The organism is Streptomyces sp. NPDC091682 (assembly GCF_044756625.1).
Classification (GTDB): domain Bacteria; phylum Actinomycetota; class Actinomycetes; order Streptomycetales; family Streptomycetaceae; genus Streptomyces.
Window position 1 is genome coordinate 185,014 of the sequence record NZ_JBIVTH010000013.1, and the last position, 24,638, is coordinate 209,651.

28 protein-coding genes and 4 tRNA genes are annotated in these 24,638 nt (G+C 69.1%); 24 read left to right on the plus strand and 8 right to left on the minus strand.

The genetic code is table 11. From position 1 onward, the window contains the following. Positions 1–165: 165 nt before the first annotated feature. Genes ACIQK6_RS28160 through ACIQK6_RS28170 form a run of 3 tightly spaced genes read right to left on the minus strand, consistent with a single transcriptional unit; the run spans position 166 to position 2,424 of the window. A complete protein-coding gene (locus ACIQK6_RS28160; protein ID WP_402695681.1) occupies positions 166–1,665 on the minus strand; it encodes a phage/plasmid primase, P4 family in 1,500 nt (499 codons plus the stop codon). Beyond that, positions 1,607–2,173: a hypothetical protein gene (locus ACIQK6_RS28165; RefSeq protein WP_402695682.1), complete on the minus strand. Its 567-nt coding sequence runs from the start codon at positions 2,171–2,173 to the stop codon at positions 1,607–1,609. The genes ACIQK6_RS28160 and ACIQK6_RS28165 overlap by 59 nt, the downstream gene beginning before the upstream one ends. Further along, a complete protein-coding gene (locus tag ACIQK6_RS28170; protein WP_402695683.1) occupies positions 2,173–2,424 on the minus strand; it encodes a helix-turn-helix transcriptional regulator in 252 nt (83 codons plus the stop codon). Before ACIQK6_RS28170 ends, ACIQK6_RS28165 begins: the two co-directional genes overlap by 1 nt. Before the next feature lie 96 nt (positions 2,425–2,520). Here ACIQK6_RS28170 and ACIQK6_RS28175 point away from each other — a divergent pair, with 96 nt between their 5' ends. Together ACIQK6_RS28175 and ACIQK6_RS28180 are read left to right on the plus strand one after the other, a co-directional pair. Next, positions 2,521–3,081 carry a helix-turn-helix domain-containing protein gene (locus ACIQK6_RS28175; protein ID WP_402695684.1) on the plus strand — a complete coding sequence of 187 codons (561 nt, stop codon included), beginning with the start codon at positions 2,521–2,523 and terminating at the stop codon, positions 3,079–3,081. Next, entirely contained in the window at positions 3,074–4,396 is a 1,323-nt protein-coding gene (locus ACIQK6_RS28180; RefSeq protein WP_402695685.1) for a tyrosine-type recombinase/integrase, read from the plus strand. Before ACIQK6_RS28175 ends, ACIQK6_RS28180 begins: the two co-directional genes overlap by 8 nt. A gap of 28 nt (positions 4,397–4,424) precedes the next feature. Here the strand turns inward: ACIQK6_RS28180 and ACIQK6_RS28185 are convergent, their stop codons facing one another. Further along, a complete protein-coding gene (locus ACIQK6_RS28185; protein WP_329099612.1) occupies positions 4,425–4,913 on the minus strand; it encodes a YajQ family cyclic di-GMP-binding protein in 489 nt (162 codons plus the stop codon). A gap of 200 nt (positions 4,914–5,113) precedes the next feature. Between ACIQK6_RS28185 and ACIQK6_RS28190 the strand changes: the two genes are divergently transcribed. From ACIQK6_RS28190 to ACIQK6_RS28200, 3 genes are all read left to right on the plus strand, one after another. After that, positions 5,114–5,195 (plus strand) — tRNA-Tyr (locus ACIQK6_RS28190). A 271-nt stretch (positions 5,196–5,466) separates the two neighbouring features. After that, the gene (locus ACIQK6_RS28195) at positions 5,467–6,417 is read left to right on the plus strand and encodes a hypothetical protein (protein ID WP_329099611.1); all 951 of its coding nucleotides are present in this window, start codon (positions 5,467–5,469) and stop codon (positions 6,415–6,417) included. 142 nt (positions 6,418–6,559) lie between these two features. Further along, positions 6,560–7,000, plus strand: coding sequence for a DUF3574 domain-containing protein (locus tag ACIQK6_RS28200; protein ID WP_329099610.1), 441 nt, complete (start codon positions 6,560–6,562; stop codon positions 6,998–7,000). A 59-nt stretch (positions 7,001–7,059) separates the two neighbouring features. On the opposite strand, the gene ACIQK6_RS28205 is transcribed toward ACIQK6_RS28200, so the two are convergent. Beyond that, positions 7,060–7,716 (minus strand): SDR family oxidoreductase, encoded by a 657-nt coding sequence (locus ACIQK6_RS28205; RefSeq protein WP_329099609.1) that lies wholly within the window; start codon positions 7,714–7,716, stop codon positions 7,060–7,062. Between the two features lie 53 nt (positions 7,717–7,769). Continuing rightward, entirely contained in the window at positions 7,770–9,038 is a 1,269-nt protein-coding gene (locus tag ACIQK6_RS28210) for an amidohydrolase family protein (RefSeq protein WP_329099608.1), read from the minus strand. Positions 9,039–9,381: 343 nt separating this feature from the next. Here ACIQK6_RS28210 and ACIQK6_RS28215 point away from each other — a divergent pair. The 10 genes from ACIQK6_RS28215 to ACIQK6_RS28260 all read left to right on the plus strand — a co-directional run bounded on the left by ACIQK6_RS28215 (position 9,382) and on the right by ACIQK6_RS28260 (position 15,391). Further along, positions 9,382–9,454: transfer RNA gene (locus ACIQK6_RS28215), tRNA-Thr, on the plus strand. Between the two features lie 48 nt (positions 9,455–9,502). Further along, positions 9,503–9,575, plus strand: a tRNA-Met gene (locus ACIQK6_RS28220). Between the two features lie 88 nt (positions 9,576–9,663). Beyond that, the gene (rpmG, locus tag ACIQK6_RS28225) at positions 9,664–9,828 is read left to right on the plus strand and encodes a 50S ribosomal protein L33 (protein ID WP_003956487.1); all 165 of its coding nucleotides are present in this window, start codon (positions 9,664–9,666) and stop codon (positions 9,826–9,828) included. Between the two features lie 136 nt (positions 9,829–9,964). Continuing rightward, a complete protein-coding gene (locus tag ACIQK6_RS28230; protein WP_402695686.1) occupies positions 9,965–10,417 on the plus strand; it encodes a MaoC family dehydratase N-terminal domain-containing protein in 453 nt (150 codons plus the stop codon). A 1-nt stretch (position 10,418) separates the two neighbouring features. Next, positions 10,419–10,847 (plus strand): MaoC family dehydratase, encoded by a 429-nt coding sequence (locus tag ACIQK6_RS28235; protein ID WP_189733404.1) that lies wholly within the window; start codon positions 10,419–10,421, stop codon positions 10,845–10,847. Between the two features lie 379 nt (positions 10,848–11,226). Continuing rightward, on the plus strand, positions 11,227–11,796 hold the full coding sequence (locus ACIQK6_RS28240; protein WP_329099607.1) for a helix-turn-helix domain-containing protein: 570 nt from the start codon (positions 11,227–11,229) through the stop codon (positions 11,794–11,796). Between the two features lie 81 nt (positions 11,797–11,877). After that, complete coding sequence (locus ACIQK6_RS28245) at positions 11,878–13,329, plus strand: MFS transporter (protein WP_329099606.1); 1,452 nt, start codon at positions 11,878–11,880, stop codon at positions 13,327–13,329. 91 nt (positions 13,330–13,420) lie between these two features. After that, positions 13,421–13,819: a DUF3291 domain-containing protein gene (locus tag ACIQK6_RS28250; protein WP_329099605.1), complete on the plus strand. Its 399-nt coding sequence runs from the start codon at positions 13,421–13,423 to the stop codon at positions 13,817–13,819. Next, complete coding sequence (locus ACIQK6_RS28255) at positions 13,816–14,958, plus strand: UDP-N-acetylmuramate dehydrogenase (protein WP_402695706.1); 1,143 nt, start codon at positions 13,816–13,818, stop codon at positions 14,956–14,958. The genes ACIQK6_RS28250 and ACIQK6_RS28255 overlap by 4 nt, the downstream gene beginning before the upstream one ends. 16 nt (positions 14,959–14,974) lie before the next feature. Continuing rightward, positions 14,975–15,391, plus strand: coding sequence for a hypothetical protein (locus tag ACIQK6_RS28260; RefSeq protein WP_030011236.1), 417 nt, complete (start codon positions 14,975–14,977; stop codon positions 15,389–15,391). Here ACIQK6_RS28260 and ACIQK6_RS28265 read toward each other — a convergent pair. Both ACIQK6_RS28265 and ACIQK6_RS28270 read right to left on the minus strand, forming a co-directional pair. Further along, positions 15,381–16,400, minus strand: coding sequence for an adenosine deaminase (locus ACIQK6_RS28265; protein WP_161289589.1), 1,020 nt, complete (start codon positions 16,398–16,400; stop codon positions 15,381–15,383). The two genes, ACIQK6_RS28260 and ACIQK6_RS28265, sit on opposite strands and share 11 nt — an antisense overlap. A gap of 256 nt (positions 16,401–16,656) precedes the next feature. After that, positions 16,657–17,883: a pyridoxal phosphate-dependent aminotransferase gene (locus tag ACIQK6_RS28270; RefSeq protein WP_402695687.1), complete on the minus strand. Its 1,227-nt coding sequence runs from the start codon at positions 17,881–17,883 to the stop codon at positions 16,657–16,659. A gap of 193 nt (positions 17,884–18,076) precedes the next feature. Here ACIQK6_RS28270 and ACIQK6_RS28275 point away from each other — a divergent pair. The 9 genes from ACIQK6_RS28275 (at position 18,077) to rplL (ending at position 24,341) form a co-directional block, all read left to right on the plus strand. Next, positions 18,077–18,149 (plus strand) — tRNA-Trp (locus tag ACIQK6_RS28275). Positions 18,150–18,255: 106 nt separating this feature from the next. Next, positions 18,256–18,537, plus strand: coding sequence for a preprotein translocase subunit SecE (gene secE / locus ACIQK6_RS28280; RefSeq protein WP_189733391.1), 282 nt, complete (start codon positions 18,256–18,258; stop codon positions 18,535–18,537). Positions 18,538–18,620: 83 nt separating this feature from the next. Beyond that, positions 18,621–19,526 carry a transcription termination/antitermination protein NusG gene (nusG, locus tag ACIQK6_RS28285; RefSeq protein ID WP_329099603.1) on the plus strand — a complete coding sequence of 302 codons (906 nt, stop codon included), beginning with the start codon at positions 18,621–18,623 and terminating at the stop codon, positions 19,524–19,526. 165 nt (positions 19,527–19,691) lie between these two features. Further along, a complete protein-coding gene (rplK, locus tag ACIQK6_RS28290) occupies positions 19,692–20,126 on the plus strand; it encodes a 50S ribosomal protein L11 (protein ID WP_030008445.1) in 435 nt (144 codons plus the stop codon). 88 nt (positions 20,127–20,214) lie between these two features. Beyond that, on the plus strand, positions 20,215–20,943 hold the full coding sequence (gene rplA / locus ACIQK6_RS28295; protein ID WP_030388881.1) for a 50S ribosomal protein L1: 729 nt from the start codon (positions 20,215–20,217) through the stop codon (positions 20,941–20,943). A gap of 201 nt (positions 20,944–21,144) precedes the next feature. Then, a complete protein-coding gene (locus ACIQK6_RS28300) occupies positions 21,145–22,014 on the plus strand; it encodes an LppX_LprAFG lipoprotein (RefSeq protein ID WP_402695688.1) in 870 nt (289 codons plus the stop codon). A 144-nt stretch (positions 22,015–22,158) separates the two neighbouring features. Further along, a complete protein-coding gene (locus ACIQK6_RS28305) occupies positions 22,159–23,070 on the plus strand; it encodes a hypothetical protein (RefSeq protein ID WP_329099601.1) in 912 nt (303 codons plus the stop codon). A 246-nt stretch (positions 23,071–23,316) separates the two neighbouring features. Then, positions 23,317–23,847, plus strand: coding sequence for a 50S ribosomal protein L10 (gene rplJ, locus ACIQK6_RS28310; protein WP_030008449.1), 531 nt, complete (start codon positions 23,317–23,319; stop codon positions 23,845–23,847). A gap of 110 nt (positions 23,848–23,957) precedes the next feature. Further along, positions 23,958–24,341, plus strand: coding sequence for a 50S ribosomal protein L7/L12 (gene rplL / locus ACIQK6_RS28315; protein ID WP_189733380.1), 384 nt, complete (start codon positions 23,958–23,960; stop codon positions 24,339–24,341). Positions 24,342–24,638: the final 297 nt, after the last annotated feature.

Sequence of the window (24,638 nt, forward strand, 5' to 3'; positions counted from 1 at the left end):
CACATGGGCTGGGCGGGTAGGCCCCGGAATGGGCTCGGGACATTGGGGGGACCGCAGGGCGGTGAAGGCTCGGGTGTAGGGGAGTGGCGGGTTTTCCGCTAATCCCTGTACTCACCCACGTAAGGGAGTTTCGGAAATCCCTACAGGGCCCTACATCCGGGCGGGTCAGGCAGTGTCGTCGTCGGTGCCGGCGAGCATCAGGCCGAGGTAGAACTGTCCAGTGCTGCGACGGGTCTTGCCGTGGCCGCGCTTCGTCATGGATTCGGCGAATGCGGCCTCGCTGCCAGGCTGCTCGCCGTTCTCCCCACACCAGCGGGACCAAGCGGTGAACAGATCGCGGGCCTTGACGACGGCGTGCGGTGACGCGAGCGCACGTTCCTCAAGGAAGCGTGCCAGTACGTCACTTGCAGCCTGGTAGGCCGCTGTGCGGACGCGTACGGCCTCGGGCGGGTTCAGCCCCTGCCGCTGGTAGTCGCACCATCCCTCGTACGCCCACGCGAGCACAGCCGGGGCGGCGTTCTTGAGTCGGTCGGGTAGGCCCGGGTCGCGGTCTGCTTCGGGGATCGTCACGTCGAACGGGACGATGAGGATGCGGCGCCATATCGCCGGGTCGTCTCCCGACACCTGGGGCAGGAAGTTGGTCAGCATGACCAGGGTGTGTGAGGGGTCGAAAGTGATCGGGTTCTTGTGCATGAGGTTCGCCTCGATCGGGTCGCCGCCGACGAGTCGTTTCATGGTGGCCTCGGCAAACCGGCGCCCTTTGTCGGTCTCGGAGCAGAATGCGAGACGGGCACCGCGCAAGCGCATCTTGAAGGCGCCGTGCCGCTCGTGCTTGGACTCCATGAGGATGGACGGGTCGACCTCGATCGCGTAGTCACCGAACGCGGACATGAGCGCGTCGCGAAGGGTGCCTTTCCCGTTGGCTCCAGTGCCGGTGAAGATCGGCATCACGTGCTCTGTGACCTTGCCGAGCATGGCGTACCCGAACAGGCGCTGCACGAAGGTGCGCACCTCCTCGTCGGGCAGGATGCGGGCGAGGAACCCTTGCCACTCAGGGTTGTGCTCGGCTGCGAGCTGTCCGCCGGCCACCTTGGTCAGCAGGTCGGCCCGCTCGTTGGCGTGCACGGTCCCGGAGCGCAGGTTCACGGTGCCCGCTGGGGTGTTGAACAGATGCGGGTCGGCGTCGAGGGCTTTCGAGGCGGTCGAGATCGGCGGCAGTGCGGACGCGATCCGCACCATGCCGTCAATGCCGGTGGCGGACTCGGACCGGCGGACGTCCTTGAACAGCGCGGCGCGCTCTTCGCCGTCGAGGCGGTCGAGTTCACCAAGCGCGCTCTTGATCGTGGTGACGGCGGCCTCGACGTCGGCGCGCTGCTCGTCTACGGACCACCGCGCTCCGTCCCAGCAGTGCCACCCGATCCCGTGCACATGACGCAGGTGGTCGGTGTGCTCGACGACGAATCGTTCGGCCATACGGAGGTGCCCGCGGTGGCGCTCCGCCATCGTGCCAGCCGCGGACGCAGGACTAGCGATGTGCTCGAAATGCATGGGTACGTCGGGACCGCCGTAGGGGGTCGGCGGATAGGTCAGCATCCGCACAGCCGGGTCAAGCGGCGGTGTTGATGCATCCGCCGTTCGGTAGACGCGGGTGTCGTGCGGGGTCACGTGAGGGCTCCTGGAGAAGTCGGGGGCGGTCGACCTGTCGGCCATTGCGGGGGAGAGTGCGGACCCATCCGGGTCGTCCGGGGATTGCGATGGGTGGCCAGCCGGGCGTAGCGGTCACGGTGTGGGGGCGGGCCCGGACAGCGCGGCGGGCGCGGAGTTCGTCTTGAGTCGGCCGGCGAGCGAGGCCGCCCACGATGCTGCGTGCGTAGTCGTTGGCGTCCGCCGTGACGTACGCGAACCATCGCTCCGGGTCCTCGTCGAGAAGCTGATCGAGCCACGCCTCGCGTGTTGCGCGGCGGCGCCATTGCTCGGCTGCCGTGATGATGGCGACCGCACGCCGCGGATCGGTGGCGTGGAGAGCTGACCATGCGGGGCTGCCGTAATCGGGGGCATCGGCGATGCCGAGCGCGGTCACCTGAGAGGACGCCCAGAGGGCCACCGCGTCGGTTTCCACCTCGGTCGGTGCCGCAGGGGCAACGTGGCGGGCGGGTGCTTCAGCGGTGCTCATCAGACAGCGTTGATCGTCTGGGCATCGAGCCATCGGTCTATTTCCGCCCACCGGGCGCGGAGGTGGCGACCCACTTTGATCATGCGTGGACCACCTCCCCGATGGCTCCACTGATAGACGGTGGCGAGCGGGACGCCGCAGTAGTCGGCGAGTTCCTGGGCGGTGGCCAACTTCCCCCGAGCAGGGCTCGGGGCGGCTGAAATCTGAGCGACGGGCACTGTGTCTCCTTGGATCTGATGTCTTAACGACATTCGCCGTTATCTTTCCGTGATGTGATCACCTTGCCGTCGATTCGCTATGCATGTCAAAGTAACTTTGGAAGTTGTCGAAACGACATAGGAGCTGGTGTGGGGCAGACCCCGACCGCGAGCGATGTGGTCGCTCAGCGAGTCCAGGAGCTAAGGAAGCGGCAGGGGCTGACGGGTAAGGAGCTCGCTGAGCGCTGCCGCCTCATGGGTGCGCCGGGCATGACTGCTTCGGTGATCGCCAACATCGAGAGCGGGCGCCGCGATCTGAGCGGACGGCGCCGGAGGCAAGTCACCCTTGAAGAGTGGTTGATCTTGGCGCAGGCCCTACATGTTGCGCCGATCCACCTGCTCGTGCAGATGGAGGAGGAGGCGCGATACGAACTCACCCCCGAGCCGCCCCAGCCGACGCACGGGCTGCAACGCGAGGCCGCTGGCTGGGTTCGCGAATGGATCAGGGGTAACGCCCCGCTGACGTTCACGAATGAGCAGATCTATCGCGGCGAGGTCCCGGCGGACGAGTGGAAGTCCGAGAAGCGGCGCGAGCGGGAGGCAGCCGAGCTGAACAAGCAAGTCCTAGAGGCGTTCGACAGGGCATTCAAGATCCCGCCGGAACGGTGGCACCTCGACGACGATGAAGAGGAGGGGGAGCCCAATGGCTGACGTCTACGATCGGTGGCACAAGTCCCGTCCGGGCAAGACGGACAAGCCGTGTGGCGAGCACAGCAGCAAGACCCGCACGCTCGTCGCCAGCGGCGACCACGGCACGGGGAAGCGGTGGCAGGTTCGTTGGCGCGACGAGAGCGGGAAGCAGCGCAAAGAGAACTTCGACAAGCGGGCCGCGGCCGAGACCCGCGCAGCAACCGTCAAGGCCGACCTTGATCGAGGGCTGTACGTCGACCCTGCCGCCGGTAAGGAGAGCTTTCGGGCAGTTGCCGAGCGGTGGCGCGCTTCGGCGGTACACCGGTCCACAACCGCCTCCCGCGTCGAGCGGGGTTTGCGGAATCACGTCTATCCGACGTTCGGCGATAGGCCCGTAGCCAGCATCCGCCCGTCGGACATACAGGCGTGGATCAAGGACCGATCGCAGGTGCTCGCACCCTCGACGCTGGCCGTGACGTACGCGTACCTGATCACGCCGCTACAGACTGCGGTCCGAGACCGGATCATCGCGGGCAATCCGTGCGAGGGCGTACGTCTGCCCAAGCAGCGCAAGGCCGAGATTGTGCCCCTGCATTCGGATGCGGTCCGGGCGCTCATAGATGCTGCATCCGATCGGTACCGCGCCTTGCTCCTCCTCGCCGCCTCATCCGGCCTGCGCCAGGGGGAGTTGTTCGGTCTGGAGGTCGATGGCGTCGACTTCCTGCGCCGTGAGGTCACCGTGCGGCAGCAGCTCATCGACCCGGACGGCGACCTGCCGTACATCGGTGAGCCCAAGACCCATGAGAGCTACCGCACGGTCCCCCTCACCAAAGCAGCGGTGGACGCCCTGGCCGCGCACCTCGAACGGTTCCCCGCGCCGGCGGTGCAGATCGAGGACCGCACGGACCCGCGTAAGCCGCGCCAGCGCACGGCTCGGCTGATCTTCCCCAACCAGGATGGCAAGCCTGTCCGGCGCGGCGCCTGGGCTCACGTCTGGTCGAGGGCGAGGCGGTCCGCCAACGAGGCACTCGTCGAGGCGTACGAGCAGGCGCGTGCGGCGTGGCTGCGGTCAGGCAAGCCCAAGGGGGGCGAGCCTGCCCGCATAGAGGCACCGGACGGTGCGAGCCTGCACGACCTACGGCACTTCTATGCCTCGCTGCTCATCAAGCACCGTGAGAACGTCAAGACGGTTCAGAAGCGACTCGGCCACGCCAAACCGTCGATCACGCTCGACACCTACACGCACCTGTGGCCCGACGAGGAAGACACAACGAGGGCCGCCGTCGAGGCTGTGCTCGGCGATGTGCCCCCGTTGTGCCCTGCAAGGTCTGCCTAGCCACGTCCGTGCAGGTCAGATCAGTTGATCAGCGGTAGTTCACGAACTGGATCGCGAAGTCCAGGTCCTTGCCCTTGAGCAGCGCCTGGACCTCCTGGAGGTCGTCACGGCTCTTGGAGCTGACGCGCAGCTCCTCGCCCTGGACCTGGGCCTTGACGCCCTTGGGACCCTCGTCCCGGATGACCTTCGCGACCTTCTTGGCGTTCTCCTGGGAGATGCCCTCCTCGATCGTGGCGAAGATCTTGTACTCCTTGCCGGACAGCTGCGGCTCCCCGGCGTCCAGCGCCTTCAGCGAGATCCCGCGCTTGACCAGCTTGGTCTCGAAGACGTCGAGGACGGCCTTCACGCGCTCCTCGGAGTTCGCCTCCATCAGGATCTTCTCGCCGGACCAGGCGATGGTGGCGCCGGTGCCCTTGAAGTCGTAACGCTGCGAGAGCTCCTTGGCGGCCTGGTTGAGGGCGTTGTCGACCTCCTGCCGCTCGACCTTCGAGACGATGTCGAAACTGGAGTCGGCCATGTGCTGTGGCTCCTTGAAGTCGGTTGTGATCACCCCGGAGGGCGCGGCCGGACATGCCCGGCCCGCTCGGCAAAGCCTAGCCATCGCGCCCACCCGCGGCGCTGATCAATCCGGTGGTGAAGCACCCCCGGTCATCAGGTATCGTTTACGTCGTTGCCAGGGAGCGCCGCCGCAGGGCGGAAAAAATGGCAGCAAATCTTGGCGGTGTGCCCGAGTGGCCAAAGGGAGCAGACTGTAAATCTGCCGGCTCAGCCTACCCAGGTTCGAACCCTGGCGCCGCCACGCGAGTGGAACCCCCGTTCATCTGTGGAATCACAGTGAGCGGGGGTTCTTTCGTACCGGGCGAACCGCGGCATGAATGCGGGGCGAGCGAAGGGTGGGGCCCCTTCACGAATTGCTCCGGTCAGATGAACTACTCACCTGACTGGGCCACAGCCCCGGCCCTGCCAGCGCCACGGCGAGGCCGCGGCCGGATCGGATGGGCGGCGCGTGACGCACGCAACCCTCCCATCGCATCCCGCGGCAGCCCTCGGCGCCGGCGGGTAAGGAAGCCATGAACCTGAACCATCAGTCGGCGACGCTTCAACGGCCCCGGGGGCGCTCCCGGGTTCTGCTCGCCTCCATCGCCGCCGCTGCGGCCCTCACCGGCCAGTTGATCGCGCTGGCTCCGGCCGCATCTGCGGACGGGCCCAAGCCGACGGGTCACCACAACGAGAACTCCGTCGAAGGCAAGAAGCACGGGCTCTCGGAGCACGACAAGCACAAGAAGCACGCGCCCCTGATCATCCACGGCCTGAGGCAGTTCACCTCGGACAACACCTTCACCCCGCCGCCGGGCGTCACCTCGGTGTTCGTCCAGGCATGGGGCGCCGGCGGTGGCGGCGGCGGTGGCGGTGGGTCCGCGCGCAACAACGGTGGCGGCGGCAACCCCAACAACCCGAACAACGCGACAGGCGGAGCCGAGGGAGCCGCAGACACGGACGCCGCCGCAGCCGCGCGGAACACCGGTGGCCACGGCGGTGGCGGCGGTGGCGGCGGCTTCACCTGGTGCGTCATCCCGGTCACCCCCCTGACGGACTACGGCGTGGACGTCGGCACCGGAGGCGCCAACGGCCTCGGCGGCGCGCCGGGCGCCAACGGCACTGCCGGTACTGCGGGCACCACCACGTCCCTGACCGTGGCATCGAGCAACACCGTGCTCCTTACCGCCACCGGCGGCGGTGGTGGCGGTGGCGGCGGCGCCGCGGACCGCGGTCCCGGTGAGCCCGGCACGCCCGGCCTGGGCGGCACCGGAACGTGCTCCTCGGGCGGCGTCAACCACAACGGTGACCCGGGCAACGCCGACGGCACCGGCGGCGGTACCGCGGACGGCATCGTCCAGCTCCCCGACGGCACGGCCGTGGGCGGCGACGGCGGCCGAGGCGGCGGCACCAACCGGGCCATCGGCAACTCCGGCTCCCGGGGCAAGGACGGCGGCGACGGCTACGTAGTCATCTACTGGTAGCCGCAACCTGCGCACGGCCGCACCACAGCACCGACCGGAAGCCCGTCCCGCCCGCCACCACGGACGGGCGGGCTTCCCGCCGTCACCCGACGGCGCACCGACCACGGCCGCAACGTCGGCCGCTCCCGTTCGTTCACCGAGGGTGAAATGGACATCTGACACGCGCGGGAAGGTCGGCGGCGGAGTGCTCGCGGCCCTGCTCGGCGCTGGGATCCCGGCCCTGGTGGGAGCGGCCCTCCACACGGACGTGGGGGAGCCCTACCAGGAGACCCGGCTCTACTTCGGCACCCAACGGACCGACGGACGCGACCCGGTCGAAGAACGCGAGTTCATGCGGTTCCTGGACCTGGAGATCACCCCCGCCTTCCCCGAAGGACTGACCCTCCACGACGGGTACGGCCAGTGGCGCGGTCAGGACGGCAAGACCGTCCGCGAGACCTCGTACGAGGTGGTCCTGCTCTACCCGGAGAAGGAAGCCGACGAGCGCAGCACGCGCATCGAACGGATCCGGCAGGCGTACGAGGACCGGTACCAACAGGATTCCGTCGGCCGGTCCGACGACAAGGTCAGCGCCGGGTTCTGAACCGCCGGACCGTCGCGGCGCCGGACCACCGGACTCCCGGACTACCGGGGGCGCGGGCCTCAGTTGCCCGCGACGTCCTTCACGGCCACGTCGACCGGCGTCGAACCGGAGACCAGCTCCAGGGTCAGGCCCGCCGTCGCCGGGGTCTCGATCAGTTCGGCCAGCACCGCCGCCACATCGTCGCGCGGGACGGCCCCGCGGCCCGTCTGCGCCTCCAGGCGGACCAGGCCCGTCCCGGCGTCGTCGATCAGCGAACCGGGGCGCAGTACCGTCCACTCCAGGCCCAGACGGGTCCGTACGTGGTCATCGGCCTCGCCCTTGGCCCGCAGGTACGCGTCAAAGACCTCCTCACCCCCGTGGTGTGCGTCCGCACCCATCGAAGAGACCATCAGGAAGCGCCGTACGCGCGCCCGTTCGGCGGCATCGGCGAACAGCACCGCCGCGCCCCGGTCCACGGTGTCCTTCCGCCCGATCCCGCTGCCGGGGCCCGCACCGGCCGCGAACACCGCCACGTCCGCGCCCTGCAGGATCCCCGCCACATGCTCCACCGACGCCGATTCCAGATCGCAGAGCACCGGCTCGGCGCCCGCCTGCCTCAGGTCGTCGCCCTGTGCCGGGTCACGGACGATGCCCGCGACCTCGTACCCGCGCGCGGCGAGCAGGCGCTCCAGCCGCAGCGCGATCTGACCGTGTCCACCCGCGATGACGATGCGCATGACCCGACCGTACGACGAGCCGGGCGCCGACGCCCGCGAGCGGACGGCGAACTTCAGGGCCCCGTCTCCGTACGGCCCTGCCGGGGCAGGTCCAGGGCCACCGCGACGGCGGAGTCGCAGTACTCCCGTACGGCACTCGTACGGGCTACCACGCGCCCGCGGTGGATCACGATCCGGCTGTAGGCGAGGGACAGCACGCCCGCGATCCGGTCGCCGCGCACGGCGAGCAGCTCCGCCGGGAAACCGGCCTCCACGCGGACCTCCGGCAGCCCCATGGCCTCGCGGGCGCAGCTGCTGACGGACTCGTACGCCTCGCCCGCCCGGAGCCCTCCCTGGGAGGCCAGCAGGTACGCGGCCTCCAGCGGGTCGCCGCGCCCGACCGGGTTCCCGGCGTCCCGTAGCGCCCCACTGCCGGCCGCCACGCGCACACCGGCGGCCCGCAGGAGCCGTACGGGGGCGGTGCGCAGGCCGCGTCGTTCCAGGGCCGCGCAGTCGCCCTGGGGCAGGCAGGTGACCCGCACACCGGCCGCGGCCAGCTGGTCGGCGGCGCGGGCGGCCGCGTCCAGCGGGAGCCTGGACAAGCCACCACAAGGGCCGACGGTCACTCCGGGGCGCAGCCCGCCGGCCATCGCCGCGAGCCGGGCGAGGCGGCCCGGGTCGTCACCGTCGGTGTGCAGATCCACGGGGCAGCCGTGCTCGGCGGCGAGTTCCAGGACGGCTTCGAGGAAGCCCGTCGGGTCCGGGTCCAGATCCGGGCAGCCGCCGATCACGGAGGCGCCCATCTTGACCGCGTCCCGCAGCATGGCCAGCCCGTCCGCACCGGCCACCCCGGTCAGCAGCCGAGGTACGGCCACGGCGGTGAGGTCGGCGAGCCCGCGCAGGGAGCGGCGGGCCTGGAGCACGGCTTCCATGGGGGCGAGGCCGTGCACGTCGCCGATGCGGACGTGCGAGCGGACCGCGGTGGCGCCGTGGCCGAGCTGGAGCAGGGCGGATTCGGTAGCCCGGCGCTGGACCTCGTCGGGGGCGTAGGAGACGGGCCCCTCGGCGTCGGCAGTCAGCGCGGTGTCCCCGTGGGCGTGCGGCTCGGCGGGGGCGGGGAGCAGCAGGTAGCCGGTCAGGTCCACCCGGGCCGGCGTGGGCGAGGGGAGGCTGCCCGTGGTGCCGACGGCCTGGATCCGGCCGCCCCCGAGGCGGACGTCGACGGTGCGGCCGTCGGTGAGGCGAGCGCCCGTGAGCAGCAGGGTGGTGGCCTCGGCTGCGGCCGCGTTGCCGTTTCCGCTGCGGGGCGATTGGAACGGCTGCTGCGGCTGGCTGTCGGACATCGCGCTCCTGCGGTGGCTCGGGCGGTTCCTGGAGCCGTGGCCCGCGGCCCAAGATCACGCAGCGTGTTCCGAGCCTAGGGTGCGGCGCGCCCCGCTTCGCGGAAGAGCGCAATAGTCGTACCGGTGTGGTGCCACGCGCCGGAGCGCCCGCGTGTGCGCCCCGACGGGCTCCGGGGCTCCGATCGGCGGGCACCCGGGTGTGAGCCCGCCCACAATCCGCCCGAAATGTGGGGTGGAAGTGATCGGCGGGTTGATCGGGGGCGGCTCGCGAAGTCCGTCGGAGCCCAGCCCCCGCAAAGGATTTGGGCGATCGGCGGGCAACCGTGTAATGTCTTCCTCGCTCGCCCCAATAGCTCAGTCGGTAGAGCGTCTCCATGGTAAGGAGAAGGTCTGCGGTTCGATTCCGCATTGGGGCTCTGGTGAGAGAGGTTCCCCACCCTCGGGTGGGGAGCTGATCACATCAAAGCGGCGTAGCTCAGTCGGTAGAGCAAGCGGCTCATAATCGCTGTGTCACCGGTTCAAGTCCGGTCGCCGCTACACACAGTAGCCGATTGCGGGGTCGGTCTCCCGATCGGCTACTCTTTTATGCGTTCATCCGTCCCATAGTCCGTCAAGGAGCACTCACGTGGCTGCCACCGACGTCCGCCCGAAGATCACGCTGGCCTGCGTGGAGTGCAAGGAGCGGAACTACATCACCAAGAAGAACCGGCGTAACAACCCGGACCGTCTTGAGATGAAGAAGCACTGCCCGCGCTGCAACTCGCACACCGCGCACCGCGAGACCCGCTGACCCCAGCGAAGTCTCGAATAACAGGCACCGTCATGAGGTCGTCCCCTTCATTGGGGGCGGCCTCGTGTCGTTTCCGCGCCCGTTGTTGTCTTTGTTGTTTCGTCATTCGTGTCCCTTCAACAGGAGGTAGTGAGTCATGGCTCTCGACCAGTCCTTCGTGGGGCGGAGCTACCCGCCCACCGATCCGTACGAGGTCGGCCGGGAGAAGATCCGCGAATTCGCGGCTGCGGTGGGTGACACCAATCCCGTCTACAGCGACCCCGAAGCCGCGAAGTCGTACGGCTACCCCGATGTGATCGCTCCGCCGACTTTTGTGTTTGCGATCACTTTCAAGGCCGCCGGCCAGGTCGTCGAGGACCCGCAGCTGGGACTGGACTACAGCCGCGTCGTGCACGGTGACCAGAAGTTCGCGTACTCCCGTCCGGTGCGAGCCGGTGACCGGCTGTCGGTGGTCTCCACCATCGAGTCCGTGAAGTCGCTCGCGGGCAATGACGTCATCGACATCCGCGGCGAGGTCCACGACGAGACCGGCGAGCACGTGGTGACGGCGTGGACGAAGCTCGTCTCCCGCGCCCCCAAGGAGGCCTGACATGGCAGCGCAGATCCAGTACGCCGAGGTTGAGGTCGGCACCGAGCTGCCGGCGGCGTCCTTCCCCGTGACGCGCGCCACGCTCGTCCAGTACGCGGGCGCCTCGGGCGACTTCAACCCGATCCACTGGAACGAGAAGTTCGCCAAGGAGGTCGGACTGCCGGACGTGATCGCGCACGGCATGTTCACCATGGCCGAGGCGATCCGCGTGGTCACCGACTGGGTCGGCGACCCGGGCGCGGTGGTCGAGTACGGCGTGCGCTTCACCAGGCCGGTCGTGGTCCCCAACGACGACCAGGGCGGGCTGATCGAGGTCACCGCGAAGGTCGCCGCGAAGCTGGACGACAACCGGGTCCGGGTCGACCTGACGGCCATGAGCGCGGGCCAGAAGGTCCTGGGCATGTCCCGCGCGGTGGTCGAACTGGCCTGAGCCGACGGCGCGAAGCGAGCGGGGCGGGGGCACCAGGACGGTGCCTCCGCCCTTTTCGCGGGGCGGGGCGGGGTCGGGCGGGGCGGAGTCGGGTGGTGCGGTCGGGTGGTGGGGGCCGCTCGGCTGGCCGGGGTCGGGTGGCGGGGCGGGGGCTTCGGGGGACCGGCCCGACACGGAGACGATCGGACTGACGGGAAAACCCCATACGCAACTCTGATACCGGCCGGGTGGCCCCCGGCTTACCGAAGCCCCCGTTGCGCCTGGTTGGCTTCCGCCTACCAAACCCCCGCCCCGCAGTCCCCGCCCCGCAGTCCCCGCCCCCGCCCACCCCGCTCCCCACCCCTTGACATAGTTAGTGATTGAGCACTAACTTACCCGCATGGTCAGGATGAGTGCAGATGAGCGGCGTGAGAGCGTCATCCGTGCTGCGGTGCACGAGTTCGCGCGCGGCGGTTACTACGGGACCTCGACCGAGGCGATCGCCAAGCGGGTGGGGGTTTCGCAGCCGTACCTCTTCCGGCTCTTCCCCAGCAAGCAGGCGATCTTCCTGGCGGCCGCCGAGCGCTGCCTGATGGAGACGCGCGACCTCTTCGCCGCCGCCGCCGAAGGGCTGCAAGGGGAGGAGGCCACGCAGGCGATGGCGAACGCCTACACCCGGCTGATCGCCGAGGACCCCGACAAGCTCCAGATGCAGCTCCAGATGTACGTCAGCGTCGCCGCCGCCGAGGCGGCCGGGGACCGCGAGCTCGGCGAGCTCGTGCGCAAGGGCTGGATGGAGCTCTGGGACACGGTCCACGTGCCCTTCGGTGGGGACGTCCGCGAGGCCACGGCCTTCATGGCGTACGGAATGCTGATCAACACCCTCGCCGCCATGGGCTTCCCGCCCGGGCACCGGGTTTGGGAGGGGCTGTATCCGTCGGCGGGTGCCGAGGGGCGTCTGGAGAAGTGACGGCGCGCGGGATCTGCTCGCGCGCCTTTTCGTGGCCACGAAAGTTAGTCAGTGATAACTAACAAACTGCAGGGGGAAACCGTGCACACGCAAGACGCCAAGGACACCAAGCTCCGCGGGCCCGCCGTCTGGGCCCTCGTCCTCACCGGCGTGGCCAGCTTCATGGCCGCGCTCGACAACCTGGTCGTCACCACCGCCCTCCCCGCCATCCGCGAGGACCTCGGCGGCAAGCTGGAGGACCTGGAGTGGACGGTGAACGCGTACACGCTCACCTTCGCCGTCCTCCTGATGTTCGGCGCCGCCCTCGGGGACCGCTTCGGCCGCCGACGGCTGTTCATCGTCGGCCTCACGGTCTTCACCGGCGCCTCCGCCGCAGCCGCCCTCTCGACCGGCATCGACGCGCTCATCGCCGCCCGCGCCGTGCAGGGCGTCGGCGCAGCGATCATGATGCCGCTCACGCTCACCCTGCTCACCGCCGCCGTTCCGGCCGCCCGCCGCGGCGTGGCCCTCGGGATCTACGGGGCCGTCACCGGCCTCGCCGTCGCCAGTGGCCCCCTCATCGGCGGCAGCCTCACCGAGCACATCTCCTGGCAGTGGATCTTCTGGCTCAACGTGCCGATAGGCCTGGCCCTGATCCCGCTCGCCCGCCTGCGCCTCGCCGAGTCCACCGCCCCCGGCGCGCGCCTCGACGTCCCGGGCACCCTGCTCATCAGCGGCGGCCTCTTCGGCATCGTCTACGCCCTGGTCAACGCCAACTCCGAGGGCTGGACCAGCACCCCCGTCCTGACCGGCCTGATCGTCGGCTCCGCGCTCGTCGGCGGTTTCATCCACCACGGCTTCAACAACGCCAACCCCATGCTCCCCATGCGGCTCTTCCGTGACCGCGGCTTCCTCGGGATCAACCTGGCCAGCCTGCTGATGTACCTCGGCATGTTCGGCTCGATCTTCCTGCTCAGCCAGTTCCTCCAGGGCGTCGCCGGTTACTCGCCCACCGAAGCCGGACTGCGCATGCTCCCCTGGACCGGAATGCCGATGATCGTCGCCCCGCTGGCCGGGATCCTCTCCGACCGCATCGGCGGCCGTCCCGTCGTCGCCGCCGGGCTCGCCTTCCAGGCCCTCGGTCTCGGCTGGTTCGCGGCGATCCTGAGTGCGGACGTCTCGTACGCGGCCCAGCTCCCGCCGCTGATCCTCAGCGGGATCGGCATGGCCCTCTACTTCGCCCCCGCCGCCAACGTCCTGATGTCCACCGTCGCCCCGGCCGACCAGGGCAAGGCCTCCGGCGCCAACAACGCGCTGCGCGAGGTCGGCGGAGCCCTCGGCGTCGCGGTCCTGGCCTCGGTCTTCTCCGCCCAGGGCGGCTACGAGTCCCCGCAGGCCTTCACCGACGGCACCATCCCCGCCCTGTGGATCGGCGGCGGCGCGGTCGCCCTCGCCGCCGCACTGGCCCTGTTGGTGCCCGGCAAGGACAAGGCCGCCCAGGCTCCCGAGGTCCGGCCCGCCGCCGTCCCGGACAAGGTCCCCGCTGCCGGCTGACCCCACCCGCACCCGCACCCGCACCCGCACCCGCACCCGCACCCGACTCCGACCGCCCCGACCGCCCCTACATCCAAGGAGAGCCGCCCGCATGCCCGACATGCCCTGGTCCACGCCCACCCAGGCCGCCCCCGACTCCGAGGTCTACGTCATGGCCTCCCGCTTCGAGACCGCCACGCTCGCCGGCGCCGTCAAGTTCTTCCTCAAGGCGCCCGGCATCATCCTCCAGATCCGCAAGGCCCCCGGTGCCCACGGCGTCGCCCTGCGCGCCCGCATCTTCAGCCGCACCTTCCTCACCCTCTCCGCGTGGGAGGACCGGGACGCGCTCTATCGCTTCGCCCGCAGCGAGCCCCACCGCTCCAGCTCCCGCGCCGCCAGCGCGTACATGAAGGAATCGGCCTTCACCTACTGGACCGTGCGGGCCGACGAGCTCCCCCTCGGTTGGGCCGAGGCCGAACGCCGCCTCGCCGAGCAGAAGACGGACTACTGAGCCCGCCGGCAGGGGGGACGAACGAGTACGGTCCGTGGCCCCGCAGGGATGCGAGGGGCACGGACCGTACTCTTGTCCACGTGCAGGAACTCCACGATGCCCCCCTCGCCCCGCTGACCACCTTCCGTCTCGGTGGTCCCGCCGCCCGCCTGGTCACCGCGACCACCGACGCCGAGGTCGTCGCCACCGTGCGCGCCGCGGACGAGAGCGGCACCCCGCTCCTGGTCATCGGTGGCGGCAGCAACCTGGTCATCGGCGACCGGGGCTTCGACGGAACCGCCCTGCGCATCGCGACCACCGGCTTCACCCTCGACGGAACCACCCTGGAACTCGCCGCGGGCGAGAACTGGAGCGACGCCGTCGCCCGCACCGTCGAGGCCGGCCTCGCCGGCATCGAGTGCCTCGCGGGGGTCCCCGGCTCGGCCGGCGCCACCCCCATCCAGAACGTCGGTGCGTACGGCCAGGAAGTCTGCGACACCATCACCGAGGTCGTCGCCTACGACCGCACCACCGGAGAAACGGTCACCCTGGGCGCTGCCGAGTGCGCCTTCCGTTACCGCAACAGCACCTTCAAGGACCAGCCCGACCGCTACGTCGTCCTGCGCGTGCGCTTCGCCCTGGAGGACGCCGGCGGCCTGTCCGCGCCGATCAAGTACCCCGAGACCGCCCGCGCCCTCGGCGTCGAAGCCGGCGACCGGGTCCCCGCCGCCACCGCCCGCGAGACGGTGCTGCGCCTGCGCGCCGGCAAGGGCATGGTCCTCGACCCCGCCGACCACGACACCTGGTCGGCCGGCTCCTTCTTCCACAACCCGATCCTGACCGACGAGGCCTACGCGGCCTTCCTCACCCGCGTCCAGGACCGCCTCGGCCCCGACACCGCCCCGCCGCCCGCGTACCCCGCCGGCGACGGCCGTACGAAGACCAGCGCGGCCTGGCTGATCGACAAGGCCGGTTTCACCAAGGGCTACGGCACCGGCCCGGCGCGCATCTCCACCAAGCACACCCTCGCCCTCACCAACCGCGGCGAGGCCACCACAGAGGACCTCCTCGCCCTGGCCCGCGAGGTCGTCGCGGGCGTCCACGCGGCCTTCGGCGTCACCCTGGTCAACGAGCCGGTGACGGTCGGCGTCAGCATCTGAGGAGCCCCGGCCGCCCATGCTCTGTCCCCTGCACGGGGCCGGTACGGACCCCACCCGTCTCGTGGGGCGCACGCTCAGCCGAGTCGTCGCGTCCTGGCACATCAGTGACGGCGAACGTTCCGAGGCGCCCCTCGACGTCTGGCTGATCGACAGCATCGGCGACACGATCCGGATCACCACCGGATCCGACCAATGCCTCATCGTCGAGTCCGCCACCCCCCACGCGGCCTACGACATGGGGGAATGGGGCCGCATCGAGGTCGGCGAGGACCTCGGCGACCACCCCTTCCTGCGGCACCTCGGCGAGACCGTCGCCTCGGTCGCCGAGTTCGCCCTGCCCGAGCAGGGCCGCACCCACCTGGAGATCGGCTTCCTGGACGGCGGCCGGGTGCGCGCCGACTGCTACGAGGGGGATTTGCGGCTCACCCGGTGAGCCAGTGGTCGATTCCCGCCAGCAGCTTCGCCTGCACGTCGTCGGGCGCCGCGCTGCCGCGCACCGACTGGCGTGCCAGCTCGGCCAGTTCCGCGTCCGTGAAGGCGTGGTGGCGGCGGGCGATCTCGTACTGGGCCGCGAGCCGGGACCCGAAGAGCAGCGGGTCGTCGGCGCCCAGCGCCATGGGGACCCCGGCCTCGAAGAGGGTGCGCAGCGGGACGTCCTCGGGCCGCTCGTAGACCCCGAGGGCGACGTTGGAGGCCGGGCAGACCTCGCAGGTGATCTGCCGGTCGGCGAGCCGCTTGAGCAGCCGGGGATCCTCGGCGGCCCGGACCCCGTGCCCGATGCGGGAGGCGTGCAGGTCGTCGAGGCAGTCGCGGACGGAGGATGGGCCGGTGAGTTCGCCGCCGTGCGGTGCGGCGAGGAGGCCGCCCTCGCGGGCGATGGCGAAGGCCCGGTCGAAGTCGCGGGCCATGCCGCGGCGCTCGTCGTTGGAGAGACCGAAGCCGACGATGCCGCGGTCGGCGTAGCGGACGGCGAGCCGGGCGAGGGTGCGGGCGTCGAGGGGGTGCTTCATGCGGTTGGCGGCGATGAGGACCCGCATGCCGAGGCCGGTCTCGCGGGAGGCCGCGTCGACGGCATCGAGGATGATCTCGACGGCCGGGATCATCCCGCCGAGCAGGGGGGCGTAGGAGGTGGGATCCACTTGGATCTCCAGCCACCCGCTGCCGTCCCGTACGTCCTCCTCCGCGGCTTCGCGGACCAGGCGCCGGATGTCGTCGGGCTCGCGCAGGCAGGAGCGGGCGGCGTCGTAGAGCCGCTGGAAGCGGAACCAGCCGCGCTCGTCGGTGGCGCGGAGCTTGGGCGGCTCCCCGGCCGTGAGGGCGTCGGGGAGGCGCACGCCGTACTTGTCGGCGAGCTCCAGCAGGGTCGACGGCCGCATCGACCCGGTGAAGTGCAGGTGGAGGTGGGCCTTGGGCAGAAGCGTGAGATCGCGTGCGTGCTCCATCTGGTGATCCTGCCGTACTGCTGCGCTCGGCGGGAGGGGGTTTTACCGATCGGGGGCTTGCGCGAACGCGTGAGCGGGGGCCGGAGCCGCTGCGCGGGGGCCTTCCGGGCGCCGCCCGGCACGCGCCTCAATCTCCCCCAGCTACCGCTGGGAGGTGCCCCCTGGCGGGGCTGGATGGTGGGGGCGGGAGGGATATGCCTGAGCGGCGCCGCCCCGTACAGGGGAGACGCCGCTCAGGTTCTGGCTGCGGGCCGCTCTAGGCCTTGGCCTCCGCCAGGAGCTTCTGGATGCGGGACACGCCCTCCACCAGGTCCTCGTCGCCCAGGGCGTAGGACAGGCGCAGGTAGCCGGGGGTGCCGAAGGCCTCGCCCGGGACGACCGCGACCTCGACCTCGTCCAGGATCAGGGCGGCGAGCTCGACGGAGCTCTGCGGGCGCTTGCCGCGGATCTCCTTGCCGATGAGCTCCTTGACCGACGGGTACGCGTAGAACGCGCCCTCGGGGGTCGGGCAGAAGACCCCGTCGATCTCGTTGAGCATCTTCACCATCGTCTGGCGGCGGCGGTCGAAGGCCTTGCGCATCTCCGCGACCGCGTCGAGGTTGCCCGAGACGGCGGCCAGCGCGGCGACCTGGGCCACGTTGGAGACGTTGGAGGTGGCGTGCGACTGCAGGTTGGTCGCCGCCTTGATGACGTCCTGCGGGGCGATGACCCAGCCCACGCGCCAGCCGGTCATCGCGTACGTCTTGGCGACGCCGTTGACGATGATGCACTTGTCGCGCAGGGCCGGAACCAGGACCGGCAGCGAGGTGAACTTCGCCTCGCCGTAGACGAGGTGCTCGTAGATCTCGTCCGTGAGCACCCACAGGCCGTGCTCGGCGGCCCACTCGCCGATCGCCTTCGCGTCGGCCTCGCTGTAGACCGAGCCGGTCGGGTTGGACGGGGAGACGAACAGGACGACCTTGGTGCGCTCGGTGCGCGCGGCCTCCAGCTGCTCGACGGAGACGCGGTAGCCGGTGGTCTCGTCGGCGACGACCTCGACCGGGACGCCGCCGGCGAGACGGATGGACTCCGGGTAGGTGGTCCAGTACGGAGCCGGGACGATGACCTCGTCACCCGGGTCCAGGACGGCGGCGAAGGCCTCGTAGATCGCCTGCTTGCCGCCGTTGGTCACCAGGACCTGCGAGGCGTCGACCTCGTAGCCGGAGTCGCGCAGCGTCTTGGCGGCGATGGCGGTCTTCAGCTCGGGCAGGCCGCCGGCCGGCGTGTAGCGGTGGTACTTGGGGTTGCGGCAGGCCTCGACCGCAGCCTCGACGATGTAGTCCGGGGTCGGGAAGTCGGGCTCGCCCGCGCCGAAGCCGATCACCGGGCGCCCGGCGGCCTTGAGGGCCTTGGCCTTGGCGTCCACGGCGAGGGTGGCGGACTCGGAAATGGCGCCGATACGGGCGGACACCCGGCGCTCGGAGGAAGGCGTTGCAGAGGTCATACGAGCAATCGTCCCAGACGGCAAAGAAGCGCCGCACACCGTTTCAGTCAACGGACCGACGCATGTCAGGGCGGGCGCTGTTCGACGTCAGGGCGCGGTTCACGTACACTCACCTGTCGTTGGACCTCACCAGCCGCTGCAGAGCGCGAGCACTCCGTGCACTCGCTCGGATGCGGTAGGTTGGGGGACGCAAAGGGTCGTAGCTCAATTGGTAGAGCACTGGTCTCCAAAACCAGCGGTTGGGGGTTCGAGTCCCTCCGGCCCTGCTCCACACTCCATGTCGGACGTGTGTGCGCAGGTACGTACTTAGATGCAACGCCGTACGGCGCAACCGGGCGCGGTACGGCCACGACCCGGATTCAGGTGAGAGACGTGACGGACGCCCTGGGCTCCATCGACATGCCTGACGCCGAGGACGAGACGCGCGAGAAGAAGGCCCGCAAGGGCGGTAAGCGCGGCAAGAAGGGTCCTCTGGGTCGACTCGCGCTCTTCTACCGCCAGATCGTCGCGGAACTCCGCAAGGTTGTCTGGCCGACTCGCAACCAGCTCACGACGTACACCACCGTGGTGATTGTCTTCGTGATCATCATGATCGGTCTGGTGACCGTGATTGACTTTGGGTTCGAAAAAGCCATCAAGTTCGTCTTCGGCTGATCCCCGCGGGGGGCGGCGCCTTGATGGTGTCGCCCGTTTTCGCATGTTCCACCACCTTTTGTATCCAGGAAGAAGCAGCCACCGTGTCTGACCCGAACCTGAACGCGAGCCACGACTCCGTCGAGTCCGTCGAGGACGAGCTCGACATCGTCGAGGCGGCAGACGCTGTGGACCCCGACGAGGCCGAGCTCGCCGACGCAGAGGCGGGTGTCGCCGCCGAAGAGGCCGCGCTGCACGTCGAGTCCGACGAGGACGAGGACGAGGACGACGCTGAGGTCGACGCCGACGTCGAGGCCGAAGAGGCTGCTGACGACGTCGAGGCCGACGAGGAAGAGGCCGAAGAGGCCGCTCCGGTCGAGCCCGCCGAGCCCGTCGACCCCATCCAGGCCCTGCGCGAGGAGCTGCGCCTGCTCCCCGGCGAGTGGTACGTGATCCACACCTACGCCGGCTACGAGAAGCGCGTGAAGGCCAACCTGGAGCAGCGCGCCGTCTCGCTGAACGTCGAGGAGTTCATCTACCAGGCCGAGGTGCCCGAGGAAGAGATCGTCCAGATCAAGAACGGCGAGCGCAAGAACGTCCGGCAGAACAAGCTGCCCGGTTACGTTCTCGTCCGCATGGATCTGACGAACGAGTCCTGGGGCGTCGTCCGCAACACGCCTGGCGTCACCGGCTTCGTCGGCAACGCGTACGACCCGTACCCGCTGACCCTGGACGAGATCGTCAAGATGCTCGCCCCGGAGGCGCAGGAGAAGGCCGCCAAGGCCGCCGCGGAAGAGGCCGGTCTGCCCGCGCCCGCCGTCAAGCGCACCATCGAGGTCCTGGACTTCGAGGTCGGCGACTCGGTCACCGTCACCGACGGCCCGTTCGCGACGCTGCAGGCGACCATCAACGAGATCAACCCCGACTCGAAGAAGGTCAAGGGCCTCGTCGAGATCTTCGGCCGCGAGACCCCGGTCGAGCTCAGCTTCGACCAGATCCAGAAGAACTGATCTTCTGAGCGACAGCTTCCGGACAGGTCAGATCGCCCCGTGAAGGGCGGTCTGACCTGCTCGGTTTTTAGCCCCGCACCGATACCCGTTATCGTGGTGCGGTATGCCTCCATCCGGATGACCGGATGGGCGGCTGAAAACTCTCACTAGGACCCGGAGAGAGCAATGCCTCCCAAGAAGAAGAAGGTCACGGGGCTTATCAAGCTCCAGATCAAGGCCGGTGCGGCCAACCCGGCTCCGCCGGTCGGCCCCGCGCTCGGTCAGCACGGCGTCAACATCATGGAGTTCTGCAAGGCCTACAACGCCGCGACCGAGTCGCAGCGTGGCATGGTCGTGCCGGTGGAGATCACGGTCTACGACGACCGTTCCTTCACCTTCATCACCAAGACTCCGCCGGCCGCGCGCCTCATCCTGAAGCACGCGGGCATCGAGAAGGGCTCCGGCGAGCCCCACAAGACCAAGGTCGCCAAGCTCACGGCTGCCCAGGTCAAGGAGATCGCCGAGCTGAAGATGCCCGACCTGAACGCCAACGACATCGACGCCGCCGTCAAGATCATTGCCGGCACCGCGCGTTCGATGGGCGTCACCGTCGAAGGCTGATCCAGCCAACCCCAGCACCATCAGTGGTAGGACCAAGCGCTGGTCCGCACCACGACTCCATGCCTGAAGCCAAAAAACAGGAGCAGAAGTGAAGCGCAGCAAGACTCTCCGCGCTGCGGACGCCAAGGTCGACCGGGAGAAGCTGTACGCCCCGCTCGAGGCCGTCCGTCTCGCCAAGGAGACCTCCACGACCAAGTTCGACGGCACCGTCGAGGTCGCCTTCCGCCTGGGTGTCGACCCGCGCAAGGCCGACCAGATGGTCCGCGGCACCGTGAACCTCCCGCACGGCACCGGCAAGACCGCCCGGGTCCTGGTCTTCGCGACCGGTGACCGTGCTGCGGCCGCGGAAGCCGCCGGCGCCGACATTGTCGGCGACGACGAGCTGATCAACGAGATCGCCAAGGGCAACCGCCTGAACGAGTTCGACGCCGTTGTGGCCACCCCGGACCTCATGGGCAAGGTCGGCCGCCTCGGCCGCGTGCTCGGTCCCCGTGGCCTGATGCCGAACCCGAAGACCGGCACCGTCACGATGGACGTCGCGAAGGCTGTCACCGAGATCAAGGGTGGCAAGATCGAGTTCCGCGTCGACAAGCACTCGAACCTGCACTTCATCATCGGCAAGGTCTCCTTCTCCGATGACAAGCTGGTCGAGAACTACGGCGCGGCCCTGGACGAGATCCTTCGTCTGAAGCCGTCCGCCGCGAAGGGCCGCTACATCAAGAAGGCCGCCCTCAGCACCACCATGGGCCCCGGCATCCAGCTGGACCCGAACCGCACCCGGAACCTCCTCGTCGAGGAAGACCCGGCTGCCGTCTGATCGAGCTGAGCCCGACGGCTCACTGATCTGCCGAACGGGCCCGTCGCCCCCTTCCCGGGGGGCGGCGGGCCCGTTTTTCGTTTCCTGTGCGAACCCTGTGCGATTACTGTCAGCGGTGAGACGTACAGTCAGTGCTGGCAGCGCCACAGGAAAGACCGCCTGAGGCGTACCGCTGCCTTGCGTACCCGGGGTGGGGAACACATGAGCGTATACCGCAAGAAGACCGTCGGCGCCGTCCTGGCCGCCCTCCTGCTCGCAGGAGGCGCCACTGCGTGTGAGGACGGGAAGGACGCGAAGAAGGACAGCGGGGCGTCCGCCGCCCCGTCCCAGGCAGCGAAGAAGCCTGCGGAGGCCGCCCCGGTGGCGTACCTGGAGAAGACGAAGAAGAAGTCCGAGGAGATCACCTCCCTCAGCTTCACCATGTCCGGCCAGGCCGCGGGGCAGAACATCGTGGCCGAAGCCGCCATGCGGATCAAGCCCACGACGGCCATGTCGATGAAGATGGACTCGCCCGAGAAGCCGGGCGAGAAGGTGGAGATCCGCCTGATCGACGGCGCCATGTACATGGGCAGCGACGGCAAGTGGCTGAAGTTCGACCTGAAGGCCCTGGCCCCGGAGCAGGCCAAGGAGCTGGACTCGCTCGGCTCCTCCCAGCAGGGCCAGAACCCTGGCGACGCGGCCGACAGCCTGAGCGCCGCCAAGGACCTCAAGAAGGTCGGCGAGGAGACCATCGACGGGCAGAAGACGACGCACCTCGCCGGCACCCTCACGCTCGACGAGCTGAAGGCCCACAGTGCCTCCTCGACCCCCGCGGCCAAGGAGCGCCAGGAGAAGAACCTCAAGACGCTTGAGGAGCAGGGCATCAAGAGCCTGACCATGGACATCTGGATCGACGAGGCCGACCAGGCCAAGCAGGTCCGCACCCAGGGTCAGGGCACCTCGGGCTCGATGGACGTCACCATCAAGTTCAAGGACATCAACAAGCCGGTAGAGATCGCCGCGCCGCCGGCCGACCAGGTCATGGACCTGGGCGAGATGATGAAGGACTCGGGCGGAGCGGGCGGCGCCTGACCACGCCCCGCGCACGCCCGAGACCGGGCCGTCCGTCTCCCCTTCCGGGAGCCCGGAGGCCCGGTTTCGTCATGGATGCGGGGACTCGAGATCTTCGCGTAGGGCCATGGGGCCGTACGGAGATCCACACATGGGGGAGACCAGATGAACAAGGCTGTCCGGACCCGGGCCGGTATCGCAGTGGCGGGCACCGCACTGCTCGTGGGTGGCCTCACGGCCTGCGGTGGCGACAAGGCCGACGGGGGCACCGGCAAGGCCGACGGGGGCAAGGCCGCCGCCGAGCAGGCGCACTCGCCCGTGGAGGCGGTGAAGGCGTCCTACCTGAAGACGGTGGCCGCGAAGTTCGCCAAGGCGGAGCTGTCGATCGCCAAGGGCGACGGCAAGACCAGCGGCCAGTCCGGCACCAAGGGCTGGTACCCGTCCAGTCATGACGTGGTCCTGAAGAGCGAGAAGCCCGACACCCGCTCGGTCATGATCGGCGACATGGTCTACACCGCCATGGGCGAGCCGCTGATGGGCAAGACCTGGATGAGCATGGACCTGGCCAAGGACGGCAAGGCCGGGGTCCGGCTCAACGACGACCCGGCCGAGTACCTCGCCATGCTGCTGGGCCAGGAGAAGGCCGCGCACGTAGGCGCCGAGAAGACGGCCGAGGGCATCGACGCCGAGCACTACAAGGCCAGCCTCACCACCGCGGACCTACTCAAGGCGGACGAGTCCACCAAGGTCATGCAGGAGGCGAACCGCCAGTACCTGCACGAATCCGTGAAGCACCTCACCACCGTCGAGGTGGACCTGTGGATCGGCAAGGACGGGTACCCGGTGCGCGCGGAGATCGTGAGCGCGGACGGCAAGGACACGACGAAGACCACGGCCACGTTCTCCGAATTCGGCAAGGCCGCGGCCGTCGAGGCCCCGCCGGCCGACCAGGTGGTCTCGTTCGACGACGTGATGAAGGAGACCGACCGCAAGCTCAAGCAGGCCGACGAGGACCTGAAGGAGGCCGACAAGACGCTCCGGGACGCCGGACTGGGCGGCCTGGACCTCAGCTCCTGAGGCGATTTGCCTCGGCTGCACCCCTTCACGTAGTCTTCCCCAGAAGCCAAAGACCGCTGGTCGTTGCCGTGCCCGCAAGGGTTCGGTGGCCGAAGGATCCGTTGAATGCGGACGACCCGCGTAGGTGACTGTGGAAGGTTCCCGGAATTCGTTCCGGTTGAGCCACGCCCTGGCGCCTGCGCCGGGGCGTTTCTTGTTTAGCCCCTTCTGAGCGGTCCTCATCACCCGGAAGGAGGCGAACGCACCATGCCGACGCCCAACAAGGCTGCATCGGTAGCCGAGCTCAAGGACGCGTTCCAGAGCTCGAACGCCGCCGTGCTGACCGAGTACCGGGGTCTCACCGTCGCGCAGCTCAAGACGCTGCGTCGCTCCCTTGGTGAGAACGCCCAGTACGCCGTGGTGAAGAACACGCTGACCAAGATTGCGGCCAACCAGGCCGGGATCACCGCGCTGGACGAGCACTTCGCTGGTCCGACCGCGGTCGCCTTCATCACCGGTGACCCGGTGGAGTCGGCGAAGAGCCTGCGTGACTTCGCCAAGGACAACCCGAACCTCATCATCAAGGCGGGTGTCCTTGATGGTAAGGCGCTCACCGCCGATGAGATCAAGAAGCTTGCGGACCTCGAGTCCCGCGAGGTTCTGCTCAGCAAGCTGGCCGGCGCGTTCAAGGGCAAGCAGTCTCAGGCTGCCTCGCTCTTCCAGGCGCTGCCGTCGAAGTTCGTCCGCACCGCGGAAGCGCTTCGCGTCAAGCTCGCCGAGCAGGGCGGTGCCGAGTAATTCGGCTCGCGCACTGATCCGCGCCGCCTAGTGCGTGGGTCGTAGCGGGCCGTTACGCCCGCCTCTATATACATCCGGCACCTGCCGAATTAGTGGAAGGATCGCCCATCATGGCGAAGCTCTCTCAGGACGACCTCCTCGCCCAGTTCGAGGAGATGACCCTCATCGAGCTCTCCGAGTTCGTTAAGGCCTTCGAGGAGAAGTTCGACGTCACCGCCGCCGCGGCCGTCGCCGTTGCCGGTCCGGCCGGCCCGGGCGCCGTTGCCGACGCCGTCGAGGAGCAGGACGAGTTCGACGTCATCCTCACCGGTGCCGGCGACAAGAAGATCCAGGTCATCAAGGTCGTGCGCGAGCTGACCTCCCTGGGTCTGAAGGAGGCCAAGGACCTCGTGGACGGCGCCCCGAAGCCGGTCCTCGAGAAGGTCGCCAAGGAGGCCGCTGACAAGGCCGCCGAGGCCCTCAAGGCTGCCGGCGCGGCTGTCGAGGTCAAGTAACACCTCTGAGGCCCTCCAGGGCCTCAACCAAGGGCGATCACCCGTAAGGGTGGTCGCCCTTTGGCGTACCCGTAGTGCCTGACTTGCCCTGGTCCCGTTGGGGAGTAGGGTGATCATCGTTGCTCCGACGCAGGGTCCGAAGATGATCCGCTCGGAGCAGGGGGCCTTGACGAACGGGACGCGGCGCGCAATTCTCAGTCCCGTCGAGAGGTCGACCACCTGGATCCGGGATCCGAGGCATGGATCGACTACGAAGAGGGCAGTACTGATACGCGCTCTGTGCACGTGTACGGGCGC